16 protein-coding genes are annotated in these 16,429 nt (G+C 37.3%); 13 read left to right on the forward strand and 3 right to left on the reverse strand.

The window, feature by feature from the left end:
- Nucleotides 1–681 precede the first annotated feature (681 nt).
- Nucleotides 682–1,557, forward strand: coding sequence for a hypothetical protein (locus COJ46_RS01480; protein WP_097974492.1), 876 nt, complete (start codon nucleotides 682–684; stop codon nucleotides 1,555–1,557).
- 527 nt (nucleotides 1,558–2,084) lie between these two features.
- On the opposite strand, the gene COJ46_RS01490 is transcribed toward COJ46_RS01480, so the two are convergent.
- From COJ46_RS01490 to COJ46_RS01500, 3 genes are all read right to left on the reverse strand, one after another.
- Complete coding sequence (locus COJ46_RS01490) at nucleotides 2,085–2,687, reverse strand: hypothetical protein (protein ID WP_097974489.1); 603 nt, start codon at nucleotides 2,685–2,687, stop codon at nucleotides 2,085–2,087.
- A gap of 453 nt (nucleotides 2,688–3,140) precedes the next feature.
- A complete protein-coding gene (locus COJ46_RS01495; RefSeq protein WP_097974487.1) occupies nucleotides 3,141–4,103 on the reverse strand; it encodes a 2-hydroxyacid dehydrogenase in 963 nt (320 codons plus the stop codon).
- 115 nt (nucleotides 4,104–4,218) lie between these two features.
- Nucleotides 4,219–4,434 carry a hypothetical protein gene (locus COJ46_RS01500; protein WP_097974485.1) on the reverse strand — a complete coding sequence of 72 codons (216 nt, stop codon included), beginning with the start codon at nucleotides 4,432–4,434 and terminating at the stop codon, nucleotides 4,219–4,221.
- A gap of 297 nt (nucleotides 4,435–4,731) precedes the next feature.
- Between COJ46_RS01500 and COJ46_RS01505 the strand changes: the two genes are divergently transcribed.
- From COJ46_RS01505 to hxlB, 12 genes are all read left to right on the forward strand, one after another.
- Entirely contained in the window at nucleotides 4,732–5,508 is a 777-nt protein-coding gene (locus COJ46_RS01505) for a sugar phosphate isomerase/epimerase family protein (RefSeq protein WP_097974483.1), read from the forward strand.
- Nucleotides 5,502–6,464, forward strand: a complete 963-nt coding sequence (locus tag COJ46_RS01510; protein WP_483294968.1) for a sugar kinase — start codon at nucleotides 5,502–5,504, stop codon at nucleotides 6,462–6,464. Before COJ46_RS01505 ends, COJ46_RS01510 begins: the two co-directional genes overlap by 7 nt.
- A 36-nt stretch (nucleotides 6,465–6,500) precedes the next feature.
- Nucleotides 6,501–6,977, forward strand: a complete 477-nt coding sequence (locus tag COJ46_RS01515) for a NanQ anomerase/TabA/YiaL family protein (protein ID WP_097974480.1) — start codon at nucleotides 6,501–6,503, stop codon at nucleotides 6,975–6,977.
- A gap of 47 nt (nucleotides 6,978–7,024) precedes the next feature.
- Nucleotides 7,025–8,329, forward strand: a complete 1,305-nt coding sequence (locus tag COJ46_RS01520) for an MFS transporter (RefSeq protein ID WP_097974478.1) — start codon at nucleotides 7,025–7,027, stop codon at nucleotides 8,327–8,329.
- A 41-nt stretch (nucleotides 8,330–8,370) separates the two neighbouring features.
- The gene (locus COJ46_RS01525) at nucleotides 8,371–9,342 is read left to right on the forward strand and encodes a Gfo/Idh/MocA family protein (protein WP_097974477.1); all 972 of its coding nucleotides are present in this window, start codon (nucleotides 8,371–8,373) and stop codon (nucleotides 9,340–9,342) included.
- 614 nt (nucleotides 9,343–9,956) lie between these two features.
- Nucleotides 9,957–10,112, forward strand: coding sequence for a hypothetical protein (locus tag COJ46_RS24275; protein ID WP_176522466.1), 156 nt, complete (start codon nucleotides 9,957–9,959; stop codon nucleotides 10,110–10,112).
- 600 nt (nucleotides 10,113–10,712) lie between these two features.
- Nucleotides 10,713–11,672: a sugar kinase gene (locus COJ46_RS01535; RefSeq protein ID WP_097974475.1), complete on the forward strand. Its 960-nt coding sequence runs from the start codon at nucleotides 10,713–10,715 to the stop codon at nucleotides 11,670–11,672.
- A gap of 2 nt (nucleotides 11,673–11,674) precedes the next feature.
- The gene (locus COJ46_RS01540; protein WP_097974473.1) at nucleotides 11,675–12,955 is read left to right on the forward strand and encodes an MFS transporter; all 1,281 of its coding nucleotides are present in this window, start codon (nucleotides 11,675–11,677) and stop codon (nucleotides 12,953–12,955) included.
- 59 nt (nucleotides 12,956–13,014) lie between these two features.
- Nucleotides 13,015–13,668 carry a bifunctional 4-hydroxy-2-oxoglutarate aldolase/2-dehydro-3-deoxy-phosphogluconate aldolase gene (locus tag COJ46_RS01545; RefSeq protein ID WP_097974472.1) on the forward strand — a complete coding sequence of 218 codons (654 nt, stop codon included), beginning with the start codon at nucleotides 13,015–13,017 and terminating at the stop codon, nucleotides 13,666–13,668.
- A gap of 64 nt (nucleotides 13,669–13,732) precedes the next feature.
- Entirely contained in the window at nucleotides 13,733–14,710 is a 978-nt protein-coding gene (locus tag COJ46_RS01550; protein WP_097974470.1) for a LacI family DNA-binding transcriptional regulator, read from the forward strand.
- Nucleotides 14,711–14,845: 135 nt separating this feature from the next.
- Nucleotides 14,846–15,481 (forward strand): 3-hexulose-6-phosphate synthase, encoded by a 636-nt coding sequence (gene hxlA / locus COJ46_RS01555; RefSeq protein ID WP_097974469.1) that lies wholly within the window; start codon nucleotides 14,846–14,848, stop codon nucleotides 15,479–15,481.
- 3 nt (nucleotides 15,482–15,484) lie between these two features.
- Nucleotides 15,485–16,033 (forward strand): 6-phospho-3-hexuloisomerase, encoded by a 549-nt coding sequence (hxlB, locus tag COJ46_RS01560; protein WP_097974467.1) that lies wholly within the window; start codon nucleotides 15,485–15,487, stop codon nucleotides 16,031–16,033.
- The last annotated feature ends 396 nt before the right edge of the window (nucleotides 16,034–16,429 follow it).

Here is a 16,429-nt window from a genome sequence, read left to right on the forward strand (position 1 = left end):
CGCACCAAATACTATACAGAATCTGCTGATATAGAAACGCACCAAATACAACATAAGTTCCCGCTGAATTAGATAAAATGTATTAATATTTTAAGTATAAAGTTATTATTATTTCTATTATTTTTGTATCAATGTACCATTAGAATAAAAGGTTCAAATTACTTATGCTAAACTCTGTTATTAATATAAAACGTTAATAAAATAATAAAGATTTATATAGTGTTAATATATAAAGATGTATCGTCTATTTTAACCATCTTACGTAAACTTTTAATTGTTTTAAGTAAAAAAACAGTTCATATTAATAGGGGTAGCTCGTTTATTCGATAATGGGTCATTTTGTTAGAAATGGTTTCAGCCAAATAGATTATTTGAGTTTAAATAAACTATTATTGTGAATTTTTTCACTTAAACTACCATGGAAATTAGTTTCTTCATAAATAGATAAATGACAATACTAAAGAAAACTCTGCTCAATCGTTAAAAAAAGAGTAGAGTTATCTAAAAAACCTAGTGATTACAGATGACTGGATAAAGTCAGTATCAGTATAGACACTTTCCATATATTTTCATTCGCTGTGGTGCAGCGCTTGCGCTGCATGGGTGGCTAAATGGCAGTTTAGTTGAATAAGAAAATGTTATAATTTTATTATTAAAAATTTAAGAAATGTAGGAATACAAATGAGAAATATAAATAGAATTAGTCGACTAATATTTGTGGGTACACTTACCATAACGCTTAGTGGCTGTGTTTCAAAAGAGGATGTTCAAAAACCAATTAATAATTATTTAAATACAAATTATGGTTTATCTGACAAATTTACAGTGATAGATACAGATGATAATTGGTTTGAAGGAGTAGACCATCAAACACATATTGAAATTAAAGCACCTTACCGTTCATATGCGTATTTACAAGTAGAACGCGATTCATTAAAAATTTTAGAAGATGAAAGTGATGACATCTTTTTAGAACTATTCAAAGGTGCATATATAGAGCAACATCCTGAAGTTATAAAGGAAATGAAACATCTGGTTAAACAATATGGCTTTACAAAAGTTCCTAATAAAGTAGTAATAGATTCAGGTTCAACAACATTTCCATATCCATACGAAAACATTGAACTAAATCTAGTCTATTCGGACGAAATGGTCGATGAGTTTAAAAAGACAAAAACAATAAACACAAATGAATTAATACCAACCTTTCAACCAACGGATCCAAGAAACACTAATTCAAGATATATGGGAGTAGTGAATTTTTTGTTTGAATATGATTTAAATAAAAATGGGCATAAAGTTTCTAAAGTGCCTAAAGCAAAAGAAATAGCGAAAGAATTTCAAAAAAGTGGAGTATTAACAGAAGGGATATATAACATCGAAATTTTAGTTGTAGATTATGGTGAAGAGTTTCCATCGAAAGATGAATTAGATACATATGCATTGTTTAAAGTAGACAAAAATAAAGACTACACAATAATTGCTACACCAAAATATGATGATTTGGATAAAGCAGACTATTACGGTGATTATTTGAAAAAAACACAAGGTAATTAGTATTCTTAAGTAACTAACGCACTGCGTTAGTTACTTAAGACCGAAAATCATCGGAATTTTGAAGAGATATTAGACGGGAGTTATCTTGAATGCTACGCCTGCTTTAATTATTGGATTACTAATGGTAGCCTATTCTCTTTTTATTGGTAAAGAAACAATGTGTTTTTGTAACAAGAAATAGAAATGATATTTGAAATATAAATATAAAATTTATATATATAGGGAGATATTTTTAAGTGGAACGATTAGACCGTATATTTCATGGAGATCACAGAAATCTGTTTTATTTCATTACTTGCGTGATTTTAATTAATATTGTTTCAATAATTTATAGGGTAGTAAGAGGAAAACCTATTTTAGTACAGAGTTGGAAACAATTCTTTATTACGATAGTAATTGCTGCGATTATAATATTTAAGACCATTTAGACAAATTAATTAATATATGGGATTTCCTTATACAACTAACTAATGCGTTAGTTACATAAAGAAAAAAGGAACTTCGTTTCATGCGAAGTTCCTTTTCTCTTATTCAATCGGTCGCTCAGCTGGATAATCGATTGAATTTGCAATTTCAACTAATACTTCAGGCGTTACAATATCGGCTACCCTTCGATCGATACTTAACTGATATTGCCAATTCTCTCTTTCGAAAACCAACAAATTAAACCCGTCGTAGCTACTTTTTCGATTCGTATGTTTCATCCTACCTAATTCGTACAAGGTCGCAGGTTTTCCGTTCTTTAATTGATAAGTACCCAGAACCGTTCTTCCATTGAAATTTATTTTGTGAACAATCGGTCGAATAACAATCATGTAATGATTTTTGGGTACTTTATCATTTTTTACCTCTACTTCAAAAAGATCATTCATTCCATCGCTCGTATGTTGAAATCTTCCGAAATAATGTGTAAAGCTAATAGGAGGAACCCTTAATGGTAACTTGAGTGGTTGTTTAAATTGATCTTCAAATTCAGCAGAAGCTGCTTCGATTGTTTTGAAACCACTTTCTGGATAAAACTCTTCTAGGGGTTTGGGTTTATCCGATGATGTAGCAAATTCTACTTTATTATTGAATGTAAAAATTAACGCAAAAATCATCACAAACCTAAGGGATTTGATTAAACTCATTGGTCTGCTCCTTCCAGTAAATTAGGAGTAGTATTTCCAACATGTTTCATAATAATTTTATACAGAACTAAAAAAGGCTTTTATGCAACTACGCATGCAATAGTTGAACAAAAAAATAAAGTTATTGGCGATGATGATGGACTCCTTTTTAAGTATTTGGTAGTTAGTTTGAAAAAAGATAATTAGATGGGATGGATAGGTAGCTGTTTCAGGAATTAACCATCTGGTCAGAAAATTAAAATGGACCCTGCAGAAGCTATAAGTGGAGAGAATAATGCACCAAGAAATGGCTGAGGCATCAACAATTGAACAGAAACAACTGTTGTTGTAATTTGGTTAGAACAAACGTAAAAAGGCAACATCCCAAAATTGGTGATGTTGCCTTTCTTTTTTAATGAGCAAAGCGATTATATTCTAGTAAAGTCCCTTGCAGCTATTAATACTTTTTACAGTTTACCTTTTAATTAAATTAGCAGGGATTTCTCCTTTTAACCCAGATACGAGATTAGATGCAGCTAACATCGCCATTTTAAAGCGAGTTTCGTAAGTGGCAGAGCCGATATGCGGTAAAGTAACAACATTCTTCATTGAAACTAGAGGATTATCCATATTAATTGGTTCTTTGACAAATACATCTAATCCTGCACCATAAATTTCACCTGTCTGGAGAGCATGAATTAAAGCCTCCTCATCCACCGTTTTCCCTCTTGAAGAATTGATAAAAATCGCTGACTTTTTCATGAACTTAAACTCTGTTTTACCCATCATCTTTTCAGTCTCAGGTGTAAGTGGGGTCATTAGACAGACAAAATCAGATTTCTTGAGCAGTTCTTCCATAGAACAGAAAGTGGATCCATATCTCTCTTCTGCATCTCTATTTCTCGAACGGTTGTGGTAAAGAATTTCCATATCAAACCCAAAGTGTGCCCTTTTGGCAACCGCAGAACCAATTTCTCCCATGCCAATAATTCCTAAAACTTTATGATGAACATCTACCCCAAACCACTGTTCTACTAGGCTCGATTTCCACTGCCCTTTTTTCACCCAACGATCTAATTCCGGTATCCTTCTAGCAGTAGACAGGATTAATCCCATAATGGTATCTGCGACTGTATCATTCAATACTTCAGGGGTATTGGTCGTCATGATTCCGCGTGCTGATAATGCTGCTAAATCAAGATTATCGTAGCCAACTGAGATATTACTTACAATTTTTAATTGGGGAGCCTTATCTAATAAATCCTTATTTACTTTCAACCCGGAACCTAATATCCCATTCGCATATTTTAACTCACGAAGGAAATCAAGTTGATTATTAGAATCCAATTTCTCAAAATAAACGATTTCGCAAGTTTCCTGGATAAAATTTAATACTTTTTGATCTACTTTTTTATAGATGATAACTTTCGGTTTCATGAGAATCCTCTTTCTGATTTAATTAATTCTAAATTCATTATAACCGCATTAAATAAAATATGCCGTTCAAAAGTTTTACCCTTCTTTTCCTTTTAGCTTAGTAAGTTACCCTGAGTTACCTAGCAGTCCAATGACTTCCCATTGTACTAGGGGCAAGTAATGCAACATCCAATATAACAATTAACATGACAGTCGCAACAACAGTTTGCAATACTGGTAATAAAATAATAAGCATTAAACCACTCATTAATCGGTTTATGCTATATGCTCTTCCTGCAGCGGCCCGAAGCGACATCGGGAAAAAAGTTATTATTGGTATCATTGCGTTCATTGCCTCCCCTTGCTGGGTTTTAGCTGAGGATATCTGCGGGGGAAAGGACATTAGTTCTGATGATTGATTTGGAAGGATTGAAAGATAATGCTGAGAAAAATAATCGAAAAAAACTATTGAAAAACGCTTTCAATCAGTCTATACTGTTTATAAATCGATTTACTAAATCGGTTTATTATTAGGCTAATCCTTTTCAAAATTTGTCTATTAAGCAAACCTATTTTTTTAACAGTTTACTAAACCGGTTTATTAATCGAGATACAGCACTATAATTACATCATAGAAAGGATCTTGGCAATGAAAAATGTGATCGTCCCATTGAATGCTTTTGATAGTGTGGAAGTTATAAAGAATGGACAAGAATCCTTTGTAAAGCTGATAGCGGAATCCGGAGCGTTTGGAATCGAGGTTCGCCGTGAATTGCTGCCGAAACCAGTCCAAGAAAGACAGCTTGAGCTTATTCGAGATGAAATTGAGGCATACAGACTTTTTACCGTCTATTCTGCTCCGATTGAATTATGGAATGAAAATCACCAGCTAAACAAAGAGGAATTGACCGAAGTTTTTCAGGAAGCAATCGCCCTTGGTGCTGACTGGATAAAGGTATCGCTTGGCCATTATCATCGGGAAGATTCCGAAATTGTCAAACTCAATAATTTTTTAAACCAACACCAAGGATTTCAATTACTGGTTGAAAATGATCAAACACTATATGGCGGAAACGTTGGCAGATTAAAAACCTTTTTTGAAAGCGCTAACGTTCTCAATGTTCCAGTCAAAATGACCTTTGATGCTGGGAACTGGTATTTCACTAGCCAAGATGCGGTGGAGGCTTTACACCAGCTTGCCCCTTATGTGATTTATCTTCATTTAAAAAATGTGGAAAAAAAAGGTGATGAGCTTATTACTGTGCCGCTCGAAAAGGAAGGGGAGCAGATTTGGAAAAATGTCATGCAGTATTTTCCTGGCGGCATGACGAAAGCGCTCGAGTTTCCAATTGAGCCTAAAGAGAAAACGAAAGATTACATTCATCTGCTCAACAAATTCATGTTAGAAAGTGAGGGTATATCCTGAACCAGTTTGATGTGATTACCTTTGGCGAAGCGATGGGGATGTTTATTGCCAATCAGACAGGCCCACTTCATACTATTGACCAATTTATGCTTGAGCTTGCGGGTGCAGAAACCAATGTGGCGATCGGACTGGCACGGCTTTGTCTTCGGGCTGACTGGGTCAGTAAAGTGGGCAATGATGCGTTTGGAAAATTCATTACCGAACGTCTTCATAATGAAAACGTTGACATCAGTCAAGTTCTGACCGACGACCATTATCCAACCGGTTTTCAATTAAAAGCGAAGGTGGCAGAAGGGGATCCTGAGATTCAATATTTCTTGAATGGGTCCGCGGCAAGCCAGCTGAAAATCGCAGACTTTCCTGAAGCCTATTTTCAGTCAGCTAAGCAAATGCATCTGACAGGAATTCCTTTTGCGATCTCCAAACAGGCAAGGTCATTTGCCAAACATGCTCTATCGTTTATGAAAAAGAACGGCAAAACCGTTTCCTTTGACCCAAACTTAAGACCGTCCCTATGGGTTTCAAAGGAGGAAATGGTCGGGGAAATCAACGCAGCAGCCTTTCAAGCCAACTATGTCCTTCCGGGAATTACTGAGGGTGAAATTTTAACAGGCTATACAGATCCGCGTGATATTGCTTCCTTTTATTTAGAAAAAGGCGTTGAGCTTGTTGTGATCAAGCTTGGTCCTGAGGGAGCGTTTTATAAAACCGCTCTAGAAGAAGGAACAGTCCCGGGTATTAAAGCGAAAAAGGTTGTGGATACGGTGGGAGCAGGTGACGGTTTTGCGGTTGGAGTGATTAGCGGTTTGCTCGAGAAGCTTGCACTGGAAGAGACGGTATTAAGAGGAAATGTCATTGGAGCATTGGCTGTTCAGACACCTGGGGACTCCGACGGTTATCCAACGAAACCCGAATTAATAGATTTTATAAAAAAACATGTAGAAACAGTCGTTTAATAAACAGATTTACTTGAATTAAAAGGAGAGTTAACCATGTTTTTCTCAAACATTCATGCAAATGAAAACATCGATAAAAAATATCCCAAACCGATTGCCAAGGCTATTCAATATTTAAAAAACAAACAAGATGAGTTTATCCATATGGAACCCGACATTTATCCAATTGAGGGGGAGGATATTTTTGTTCAGGTGTTCGACCGTAAGACAATGGTAAAGGAAGAGGCGAAGCCGGAAGTGCACCGCAAATATATCGAAGTGCACTATTCAGTGGAAGGAAAAGAACGGGTCGGATTTGCCGTCGATCTAGGGAATAACCCCGTAATAGAAACATTGTTAGAGACGAAAGATGCGATCTATTATGGAGAAGTTGAAAATGAACATGAAGTGATTTTTCAACCTGGCGATTATTTCGTTTTTTTTCCAGAAGACGTTCATCGGCCGATATGGGAATATGGTGGAAGTACAATGATACGGAGAGTTGTTATCAAGATTAAAGAATCTGTTATGTAACCGTTATCATTAAAAAGAGTGGACACATTTAAAGGAGGATAATTAAGATGAAAAGTGAACTTAGCAAGTTACACAATAGCCGGTGGAAACGTATTCTACCTCCATTGTTAATCGTTTGTATCATTGCTTATATGGATAGGGTTAATATCAGTTTTGCGATATCGGGCGGAATGGATAAAGCCTTGGGTATGACAGCCAGCATCGCTGGACTAGCATCAGGCATCTTCTTCTTTGGATATTTATTTTTACAGGTTCCAGCCGGACAAATTGCAGCGAAGCGGAGCGGAAAAAAGGTCATATCGATTATTGTTCCTATTTGGGCAGTCATTTCTATCTTAAGCGGTTTGTGTACCAATTCGACTCAACTGCTGATTCTTCGTTTCATCTTGGGAATCGTTGAAGGCGGAATGCTGCCGGTTGTTCTTACAATGGTTTCTAACTGGTTCCCGAACGAGGAACGAGGCCGTGCTAACGCATTGGTCTTGATGTTTGCTCCAATTGCGTCGATTATCACCGGACCAATTTCGGGTTACATTATTTCTTTCTCGAATTGGCGTTTCATGTTTATTTTGGAAGGAATCCTTTCTCTTATTGTTCTTATTCCATGGTTGATTTTAGTGAAGGATCGTCCGGAACAAGCACCTTGGATTAGTGATGAAGAGAAAAAATATATTTTGGATAGTTTAAAAGAGGAACAAAAAACACTGGCAGAGGAAAATAATATTAAACAGGCATCACTGAAAGATTTGCTCCCGAACACGGCTATGTGGAAATTAATCATCTTAAACTTCTGCTATCAATCAGGGGATTACGGCTTTTCGATGTGGCTGCCAACTACACTGAAGAAATTAACGAACAGCGGGATGGGCATGGTCGGCCTTCTTTCAAGCTTACCATGGATTGCCTGTATTGCCGGGATGCTGCTCTTCTCCAAACTTTCTGACCGAACTGGCCGCAGAAAAGAATTTGTGGCATTACCGCTTATTGGTTTTGCGTTATGCTTGTTACTGTCGACTACGATACATGCTAATGTGTGGATTTCTTACATTTTCTTAATCGGCGCTGGATTTTTTGCTAAAGCAGGAGGTGTGGTATTCTGGGCAATTCCATCCCGTATCTTTAGCAAAGAGGTGGCAGGCGGTGCCCGAGGTGCCATCAATGCTCTTGGAAATCTTGGTGGATTCTTCGGACCTTACATTGTTGGCTTCTTAATTCAGTATTTTAACTTTAATACAGGTATTTACACTTTAGTTGTCTTACTTTTTGTAGCCGCTTTCATCGCAGCTACATTACCAGCCATCGTTCAGGCAACTGTTAAAAAGGAACAAAGTAAGCTTAAGCAAACAGTATGAGACTTTTTATCAAAATACATTTATGAAAAGGATGATGGAAGATGACTCAATTGAACTGGGGGATTCTTGGACCTGGAATTATCGCAAAAGAATTTGCAAACGCTATTATAGATGTAAATGGCAAGATAGCAGCGGTAGGCGCCAGAAACCTTGAAAAAGCGCAAAGGTTTGCGAATGAATATAATATTGATCGTGTTTACGGCAGTTATGAAGACTTATTAAATGACGATGATCTTGATATTATTTATATTGCAACACCACATACTTTCCATTATGAATGGATCATGGAAAGCCTAAAACGAAACAAGCATGTTCTTTGTGAAAAGTCGATTACAGTAAATGGAGGGCAATTAAAGGAAATCGTTGACTTAGCCACTGAGAAGAATTTAATCGTTGCAGAAGCAATGACCATTTACCACATGCCAATCTATAAAAAGTTACGTAATATTTTAGACTCTGGACAATTAGGAAAGCTAAACATGATTCAAGTATCTCACGGTAGTTATAAAGAGCCCGACCCCTCAAATAGATTCTTTAATCCGGATTTAGCGGGTGGTGCCATGCTTGACATTGGTACGTATGCCCTATCGCTTTCAAGGTATTTTCTTTCTGGACAACCTAATGAAGTTTTAACGACAGTCAAAAAGTTTGAAACAGGTGTAGATGAGCAAGTAGGAATTTTACTTAAAAATGAAGCAAATGAGATGGCCGTTATATCCTTGACATTGAGGGCAATAATGCCAAAGAATGTGATTATTGCTGGAGAAAAAGGTTTTATTTTAGTAGAAGATTATCAAAGACCTACAAAAGCAACGATTACTTTTACAGAAGATGGTCATGTAGAAGTCATTGAAGAAGGTGAAGCAGAAAAAGCATTCCAATATGAAGTGGAAGCTATGAATAATTATGTTCTAAATAAAAATGAGAATCATACTTTGAAATTGTCTGTCGATGTCATGAATCTTATTGATGAGGTTCGCAAACAATCTGGTGTCTCTTACTCCTTTGAATGAACGGTAAAAAGAAGAATCGCCCAGGCCTCCTAATCTTCTAGCTGCTAGATAACGGAACTATGACTTTAAAAAAAACCCCAATTTTCCTATGCTAAGGAATGATTGGGGTTTTCATTTTTTGTTTAACTATACCTGTTAGCGAAATAAATCACAGTTCTAAAATTTTTGATAACAGTTTTTTTAGGTTCAACAATTGCATCAGCCTCGGGCGTAATCGGCAGTTCGTTTGAATTACTCTTCATTAGGGTGGACGCCTGTATAAAGGACAAATTGCTCCAATGCTTGGATAGCGAACACTGCTGCCTCTGTAATAACTTTCTTTCCCCTCATTCTTGCAAGACGGATCAATGGTGTTCCCCTCAAGCTCTACAACAGATGACCAAAAAGTAGGTTTTGTCCAAAGAACGAGTAAATATCTAGCTAAAGATTTACTAGTGCTGTGCGTATAGTTAAGTCTAAAAGTAGCTAGTACTTCCTTGAATCAGTTATGTAGAAAGATCGTTGGAATTCCTGAGAAAAATGAAAAAGTTCGTTTGTAACATCATTACACACAATAAACACCTTCCTTTCCACCTTATTACAGTAAGAATAGCGTTTTTTAAGTTATGGGGGTCATGATTTTCCTTAGCTTGATCGGCCATGTGCTGGGACCTAAATATGCTCTTCCTGCAGCAGCGGCCCAAACAGATATCGGAAAAATTTCTTCACTTAAAGTGATGATAAGCATTGGCAAAAATATTGCTGACAATTATTTAGATGAATCCGGCTAATATAATAAATGAAGGGGAATTTGCTCGATAAATTCAATTAATGGCACGGAAAGAAAAAGGGACACTTGTATCGACATTGTTTTCAGTGTGGAAGTCCTATCAAAATGTTATTGTTGGGTATCATTGCGTTCATTGCCTCCCCTTTGTGGATTTTAGCTGAGGATACCAGCAGGGAAAGGACATTAGTTCTGATTATTGATTTGGAAGAATCGAAAGACAATGCTGAGAAAAATAATCGAAAAAACTATTGAAAAACGCTTACAATCAGTTTATACTGTTTATAAACCGATTAACTAAACCGGTTTACTAAATCGGTTTATAAACAAAACTAATCTTTTTCAAAATTTGTCTATTAGGCAAATTTATTTTTTTAATAGTTTAATAAACCGATTTATTAATCGAAATACAGCACTACAATTACATCACAGAAAGGATCTTGGCAATGAAAAATGTGATTGTCCAATAAATGCTGGAAAACATTAATAAATCTTTTCCAGCAGAGATTGTAAATGCGCTAGAATTTCCAATTGCTCCAAAAGAAAAAACAAATAAATATATCCGTTCGATTTCGGACATAACCAGAGATAGGGAGGTTTTATAATGGAGAAACTAGATGTAATAACATTTGGTGAAGCAATGGCAATGTTTATTGCGGACAAACCTGGTTTTTTACATGAAATAGATCAATTTACGAGAGAATTGGCCGGTGCAGAAACCAATGTTGCTATCGGACTTACGAAACTTGGCCTTCGTTCTGGCTGGGCAAGTAAAGTAGGCAATGATGCATTTGGGAAATTTATTATCAATAGGCTTAAGTGTGAAAACGTTGACATAGAACATGTTTTAGTTGATGACCGTCATCCGACCGGATTTCAATTAAAATCAAAGGTAGTTGAAGGCGACCCTGAGGTCCAATATTTTCGAAAGGGTTCTGCCGCAAGCCATTTATCTGTCGATGATTTCAACGAAAAGTATTTTCAATTAGCAAATTTCCTTCATATGACGGGGATTCCATTAGCCATCTCGGAACAGGCAAGAGCTTTTGCGAACCATGCGTTATCATTTATGAAAAAGAATGGCCGCAAGGTTTCTTTTGACCCAAATTTGCGCCCATCTCTTTGGGCATCGCAGGAGGAAATGGTGGAACAAATCAATAAAACTGCGTTTCAAGCTGATTATGTCTTTCCAGGGATAGCCGAGGGTGAGCTGTTAACCGGTTATAAAAATCCAAGTGATATCGCTTCTTTTTACTTAGAAAAAGGTGTTGAGCTTGTGGTAATTAAGCTTGGAGAGGAAGGGGCTTTTTATAAAACATCATCAGAAAACGGAATCGTTCCAGGCTTTAAAGTAGAAAAAGTCGTGGATACGGTTGGAGCGGGCGATGGGTTTGCCGTTGGAGTCATCAGCGGATTGATTGAAAGTTTATCTATCTATGAGTCGGTATTAAGAGGAAATGCGATCGGTGCTTTAGCAGTTCAAACACCTGGGGACAACGATGGCTACCCGAGCAAACGAGAATTACTAGATTATATAAAAAATAACTTACAAGGAGTGGAGTAAAAATGAAACAAACGATTGCAAAGCAAAGATGGATACGCCTTATTCCAATTGCTTTCATCACTTATAGCCTCGCTTATCTTGATCGTGCCAATTATGGATTTGGTGCAGCATCTGGACTAGCGAAGGATCTTCACATCACACCTGGTATCTCTTCATTACTTGGTTCTTTGTTCTTCTTAGGATATTTCTTTTTCCAAGTGCCTGGTGCCACTTATGCAGAAAGAAAGAGTGCGAAAAAATTAATTTTTTGGTCACTGATTTTATGGGGTGGTTTAGCTTCTGCTACTGGATTGATTAGCAATATTAAATTGTTATTTGTGATTCGTTTTGCTTTGGGCGTCGTTGAAAGCGCTGTTATGCCATCGATGCTTGTGTTCTTAAGTCACTGGTTTACAAAAGCTGAGCGGTCTCGTGCTAATACCTTTTTAATTTTAGGAAATCCCGTAACAGTATTGTGGATGTCAATTGTATCAGGTTATCTTCTTAACTCCTTTGGCTGGAGATTAATGTTTGTTTTTGAAGGAATTCCAGCCATCATCTGGGCATTCATTTGGTGGAAAATCGTCGATGATAAACCGAAAAATGCAAAATGGTTAACTGAGCAGGAAAAATTTGAGTTTGAACAACAGTTGGAAAAAGAACAAAAAGGCTTAAAGGTGGTTAAGAATTATGGTGAAGCCTTTAAATCAAAACCTGTTATTTTACTAAGCATCCAATATTTTCTTTGGAGCATTGGGGTCTACGGGTTTGTAATGTGGCTTCCAACGATTATTAAGGCAGCACCTAATATGGATATTGTGGAAACAGGCTGGTTGTCGTCCGTGCCGTATGTTTTAGCAGTTGTTTTAATGCTGGTAGCTTCTTATTTCTCTGATAAAACATTAAAACGTAGCGCATTTGTTTGGCCATTCCTATTAATTGGCGCGGTTGCCTTTTATTTCTCGTATTCTATTGGAACAAATCATTTTTGGATTTCCTTTATCCTTTTAGTCATCGCAGGCGGTGCGATGTATGCTCCGTATGGTCCATTCTTTGCGATTATTCCGGAAATCCTCCCACGTAATGTTGCTGGCGGCGCAATGGCATTGATTAATAGTATGGGTGCATTAGGTTCGTTTGTTGGCTCTTATGTTGTAGGTTACTTGAATGGCGCGACTGGCGGATTTGGTGCTTCTTATATCTTTATGGCGGGATCGCTATTTCTTTCAGCAATCTTAACTGTTTTTGCGGTAAACGCTTCTAAAAAGCAAAGTAAGGACTCTGATATTAAAGTAATTGCATAAAATCATGAACAGCTTTAGAGGTCACTCTAAGCCTGTTGGCTATTAAAGGAGAGATTTTTATGAGTGTAGAGGAAATCAAAAGTAGAGCAGTGGTGGCTGTGATTCGAGGTGCGTCGCTCGATTCAATTGTTCCGATAGGTGAAGCATTGAAGGCAGGCGGAGTCACAGCGCTTGAAATTACGGTGGAAACTCCAAATGCGCTGGCCATTATTGAAAAAGCTTCCGATGTATTTGGGGATGAAATGTTGGTAGGGGCCGGAACCGTCCTTGATGCAGAGACTGCAAGAGCGGCGATTATGGCGGGATCGCGGTTTATTTTTTCACCGACGGTAAATATAGAGACGATTCGCATGACAAAGCGATATGGGGTCATCAGTGTTCCAGGCGCCTTTACGGCGACGGAAATTTTAAACGCTTTTGAGAATGGGGCTGATGTGATTAAAGTGTTCCCAGCGGGGAGTGTCGGTCCAGGTTATTTTAAATATATTGCCGGACCGCTGCCGCAGATTCCGCTCATGCCAACGGGTGGGATTAACTTAGTAAATGCAAAGGATTATATCTACGCTGGTGCCGTTGCAGTAGGTGTAGGCACCTCATTGGTAGATCCAAAGAAGACTTTAACAGATGCCTATTTATCAGAAGTCAAAGTAAATGCACGGAAACTGATGGAGGAGGTTCAGGCAGCCAGAATGCTAAGCGCATCTATCTCTTAACTGGAAAATTGGCAGATTTATCTTTATAATGAAGTCATTATGCATGTTGAAAGAGGAAGATAGTATGGAAAAAGTAACGATGGCAGATGTTGCAAGAGAAGCAGGCGTATCAAAAAGTACAGTTTCACAGTTTATAAATAAACGGTTTGAATATATGGGCGAAAAAACAAAGCTAAAGATTGAAGAGGCGATTGACAAGCTTGGCTATCATCCAAATTATATTGCTAAAAGTCTAAAGCAAAAGCGAACCTCCATGATTGGAATAATTGTGGCCAATATTATGCATGATTTTTCAAATGAGGTTAGCCGTTCTATCGAAGATTTTTGTAATGGACATGATTTACACGCCATCGTATGTAATGCAGATGATGATCCTGAGAAGGAAAAGCGATATATTGAAATGCTGCGGGCGAAGCAGGTGGATGGCCTGATTATTTTTCCTACCTGCCAAAATAATGAATTATATGAACGCATGATTAAGGAAGGCTACCCTGTTGTGTTTGTCGATCGAAAAGTAGAAAACCTGGATGTGTTTTCGGTGATTACGGACAATACCGAGTCTACTTATAAGGCGATCCACCATTTAATTGAGAAGGGACATCAAAATATCGCATTTGCAGTTCAGCAGCTTATGGTTAGTACGCGTAGAGATCGATTAAAAGGATATAAACAAGCCTTGTTGGAGGCTGGCTTAAACATTAACCCAGATTTTATTTTGGAAGCAGCAATCCCGGATATGAAAAGTAAATTAGAAAAACTTTTTTCATTAGAGGAAAAACCAACTGCTATTTTTGCTGCAAATGATCGTGTTTTTTTAGCAGTAATGGATTTTTTAAACGAAAAGGGACTCAAGCTAGGCAAAAATATAGATCTGATTGTTTTTGATAATATTCCTTTTGCTCATCTGTTGGAAACTCCTATTTCTTTCATTGTCCAGCCAGCCTCGGAAATGGGGAAAAAGGCCGCCGAATTGTTGTTTGATCAAATTAATAAGGTAGAGAAAAAGCCTAAAGAGTATGTGTTTCCTAGCAAGATGGTGTAGTCAGTGCCTAACACCATCTAAGCTTGGTTCAAACTAGTAGCTTTCTTAATTGAAATACAATGACGGCTGGAGTACAATCAAGATAAACCGATTTAGTAAATCGGTTTATCTAATATAAAATAAGGAGTTAAAACCATGAAAATACAATTAGCCTTGGATCGGCTGCAAATCGCCGATGCTATTAATTTGACGAGAATCGTCGAGGATTCAATCGATTGGGTGGAAGTTGGAACCTCTTTAATCAAGGAATTCGGGATGGCAAGTGTTAGAGAGTTGAAGCAAACTTTTCCACACAAAACCATTGTGGCTGACATGAAGACAATGGACAATGCCCGTTATGAATTTGAAATGGCTTTTGAAGCAGGAGCCGATATTGTGACCGTAATGGGTGTTTCTCCGTTAGTAACTATTAATGCCTGCATGGAAGTCGCAGCTCGCTACGAAAAGAAGGTCATGTTTGATTTATTGAATACAACAGAAGACCAAGTTAGGGAATTATTAAACTATCCTGACGCCATCTTTTGTGCTCATGTAAGCAAGGATGAGCAAGAGGAATCAGGTGCACGGAATAAGGGGATAATGAACAGTACTCTTTTTACTGGTACCTCGATTCAAATCGCTGCAGCGGGAGGGATTACGATTGATTCACTAGCCAAATTAAGAAAATCCCTAAATCCATCAGTAGTGATTGTCGGCTCAGCAATTACTAAAGCAACTAATCCGAAAGAGGCAGCAGCCAAATTGAAACAGGCAATTATGGAGGGAGAATAGAACATGTTAGTGATTCCAACTATTTTAAGTGAAGTAGAAACCGTCCTAAGTCAGGTGGAGGAGGAAGAGCTTCGCGAATTGGCTACCCAGTTGCAAAAAGCAAAGCGGATCTTTATCATTGGCGAGGGGCGCTCGGGGTTAATGGCCAAATCATTCGCGATGAGATTAATGCATTTGGGTGCAAATGTATATGTTGTAGGTGAAACCATTACTCCTTCGATAGCCGAAGGTGATATACTCGTAGCCGTTTCAGGTTCCGGTACCACGAAAAGTGTAGTCTGGACAGCTGAAAAAACACAATCATTGGGATGTTCGGTTATTGCCGTTACGACCAATCCGGAGTCTTCCCTTGCTGCTGGAGCCACCAAGATCCTGCATGTACCTGCAGCCACAAAGTATCGTCGCGAGAATGAACTGAAAACGATACAACCACTTGGCTCATTATTCGACCAATGTGTCCATATTCTTTTTGATACGATTTGTTTACTTTATAGTAATCTGAATGATGTGGACCACACTGCGGCATTTGGGCGACATAGTAACTTGGAATAGAACCATATAATCAAAAAAGTTAAAGAACTTGGAACCGCATATCTAAGATTTCCATGTTCTTTAATAGGAGTAATAAGAATCAACTCTACACAAATATGCCATTATTTTAAAATGTTTTGGCTGATGAAATCCTTTAAATAAAGTATTAAATGAAAAGAACTCATTAAGTATTTTATTGAAAGTCAAGCAAATGAGTAAAAATATTTATAATTATGAGTTTTTATTTAGTGACACACATTATAATACAAAAAAAGAAGGATAGAAAAGCAGTAGTAAAATCTGCTATTTCTATCCTATTTTTGTACTATAAATGACCTCTTTTACAACAACAATATTTTTAGGATCTTATAATACGAACGCATGCGTGTGCGGCCGAGCCTAGGTCGTATCATATAG

It is taken from the genome of Bacillus sp. AFS077874 (genome assembly GCF_002566505.1).
Lineage (GTDB): Bacteria > Bacillota > Bacilli > Bacillales > Bacillaceae_G > Gottfriedia.

What these genes read in the sequence shown, in the direction of transcription:
- hxlB (WP_097974467.1), top strand. Translation starts at nt 15,485, where the DNA reads ATGTTAGTGATTCCAACTATTTTAAGTGAAGTAGAAACCGTCCTAAGT.
- COJ46_RS01545 (WP_097974472.1), top strand. Translation starts at nt 13,015, where the DNA reads ATGAGTGTAGAGGAAATCAAAAGTAGAGCAGTGGTGGCTGTGATTCGA.
- COJ46_RS01525 (WP_097974477.1), top strand. Translation starts at nt 8,371, where the DNA reads ATGACTCAATTGAACTGGGGGATTCTTGGACCTGGAATTATCGCAAAA.
- COJ46_RS01480 (WP_097974492.1), top strand. Translation starts at nt 682, where the DNA reads ATGAGAAATATAAATAGAATTAGTCGACTAATATTTGTGGGTACACTT.
- COJ46_RS01550 (WP_097974470.1), top strand. Translation starts at nt 13,733, where the DNA reads ATGGAAAAAGTAACGATGGCAGATGTTGCAAGAGAAGCAGGCGTATCA.
- COJ46_RS24275 (WP_176522466.1), top strand. Translation starts at nt 9,957, where the DNA reads ATGATTTTCCTTAGCTTGATCGGCCATGTGCTGGGACCTAAATATGCT.
- COJ46_RS01500 (WP_097974485.1), bottom strand. Translation starts at nt 4,434, where the DNA reads ATGAACGCAATGATACCAATAATAACTTTTTTCCCGATGTCGCTTCGG.
- COJ46_RS01515 (WP_097974480.1), top strand. Translation starts at nt 6,501, where the DNA reads ATGTTTTTCTCAAACATTCATGCAAATGAAAACATCGATAAAAAATAT.
- hxlA (WP_097974469.1), top strand. Translation starts at nt 14,846, where the DNA reads ATGAAAATACAATTAGCCTTGGATCGGCTGCAAATCGCCGATGCTATT.
- COJ46_RS01535 (WP_097974475.1), top strand. Translation starts at nt 10,713, where the DNA reads ATGGAGAAACTAGATGTAATAACATTTGGTGAAGCAATGGCAATGTTT.
- COJ46_RS01540 (WP_097974473.1), top strand. Translation starts at nt 11,675, where the DNA reads ATGAAACAAACGATTGCAAAGCAAAGATGGATACGCCTTATTCCAATT.
- COJ46_RS01490 (WP_097974489.1), bottom strand. Translation starts at nt 2,687, where the DNA reads ATGAGTTTAATCAAATCCCTTAGGTTTGTGATGATTTTTGCGTTAATT.
- COJ46_RS01505 (WP_097974483.1), top strand. Translation starts at nt 4,732, where the DNA reads ATGAAAAATGTGATCGTCCCATTGAATGCTTTTGATAGTGTGGAAGTT.
- COJ46_RS01495 (WP_097974487.1), bottom strand. Translation starts at nt 4,103, where the DNA reads ATGAAACCGAAAGTTATCATCTATAAAAAAGTAGATCAAAAAGTATTA.
- COJ46_RS01520 (WP_097974478.1), top strand. Translation starts at nt 7,025, where the DNA reads ATGAAAAGTGAACTTAGCAAGTTACACAATAGCCGGTGGAAACGTATT.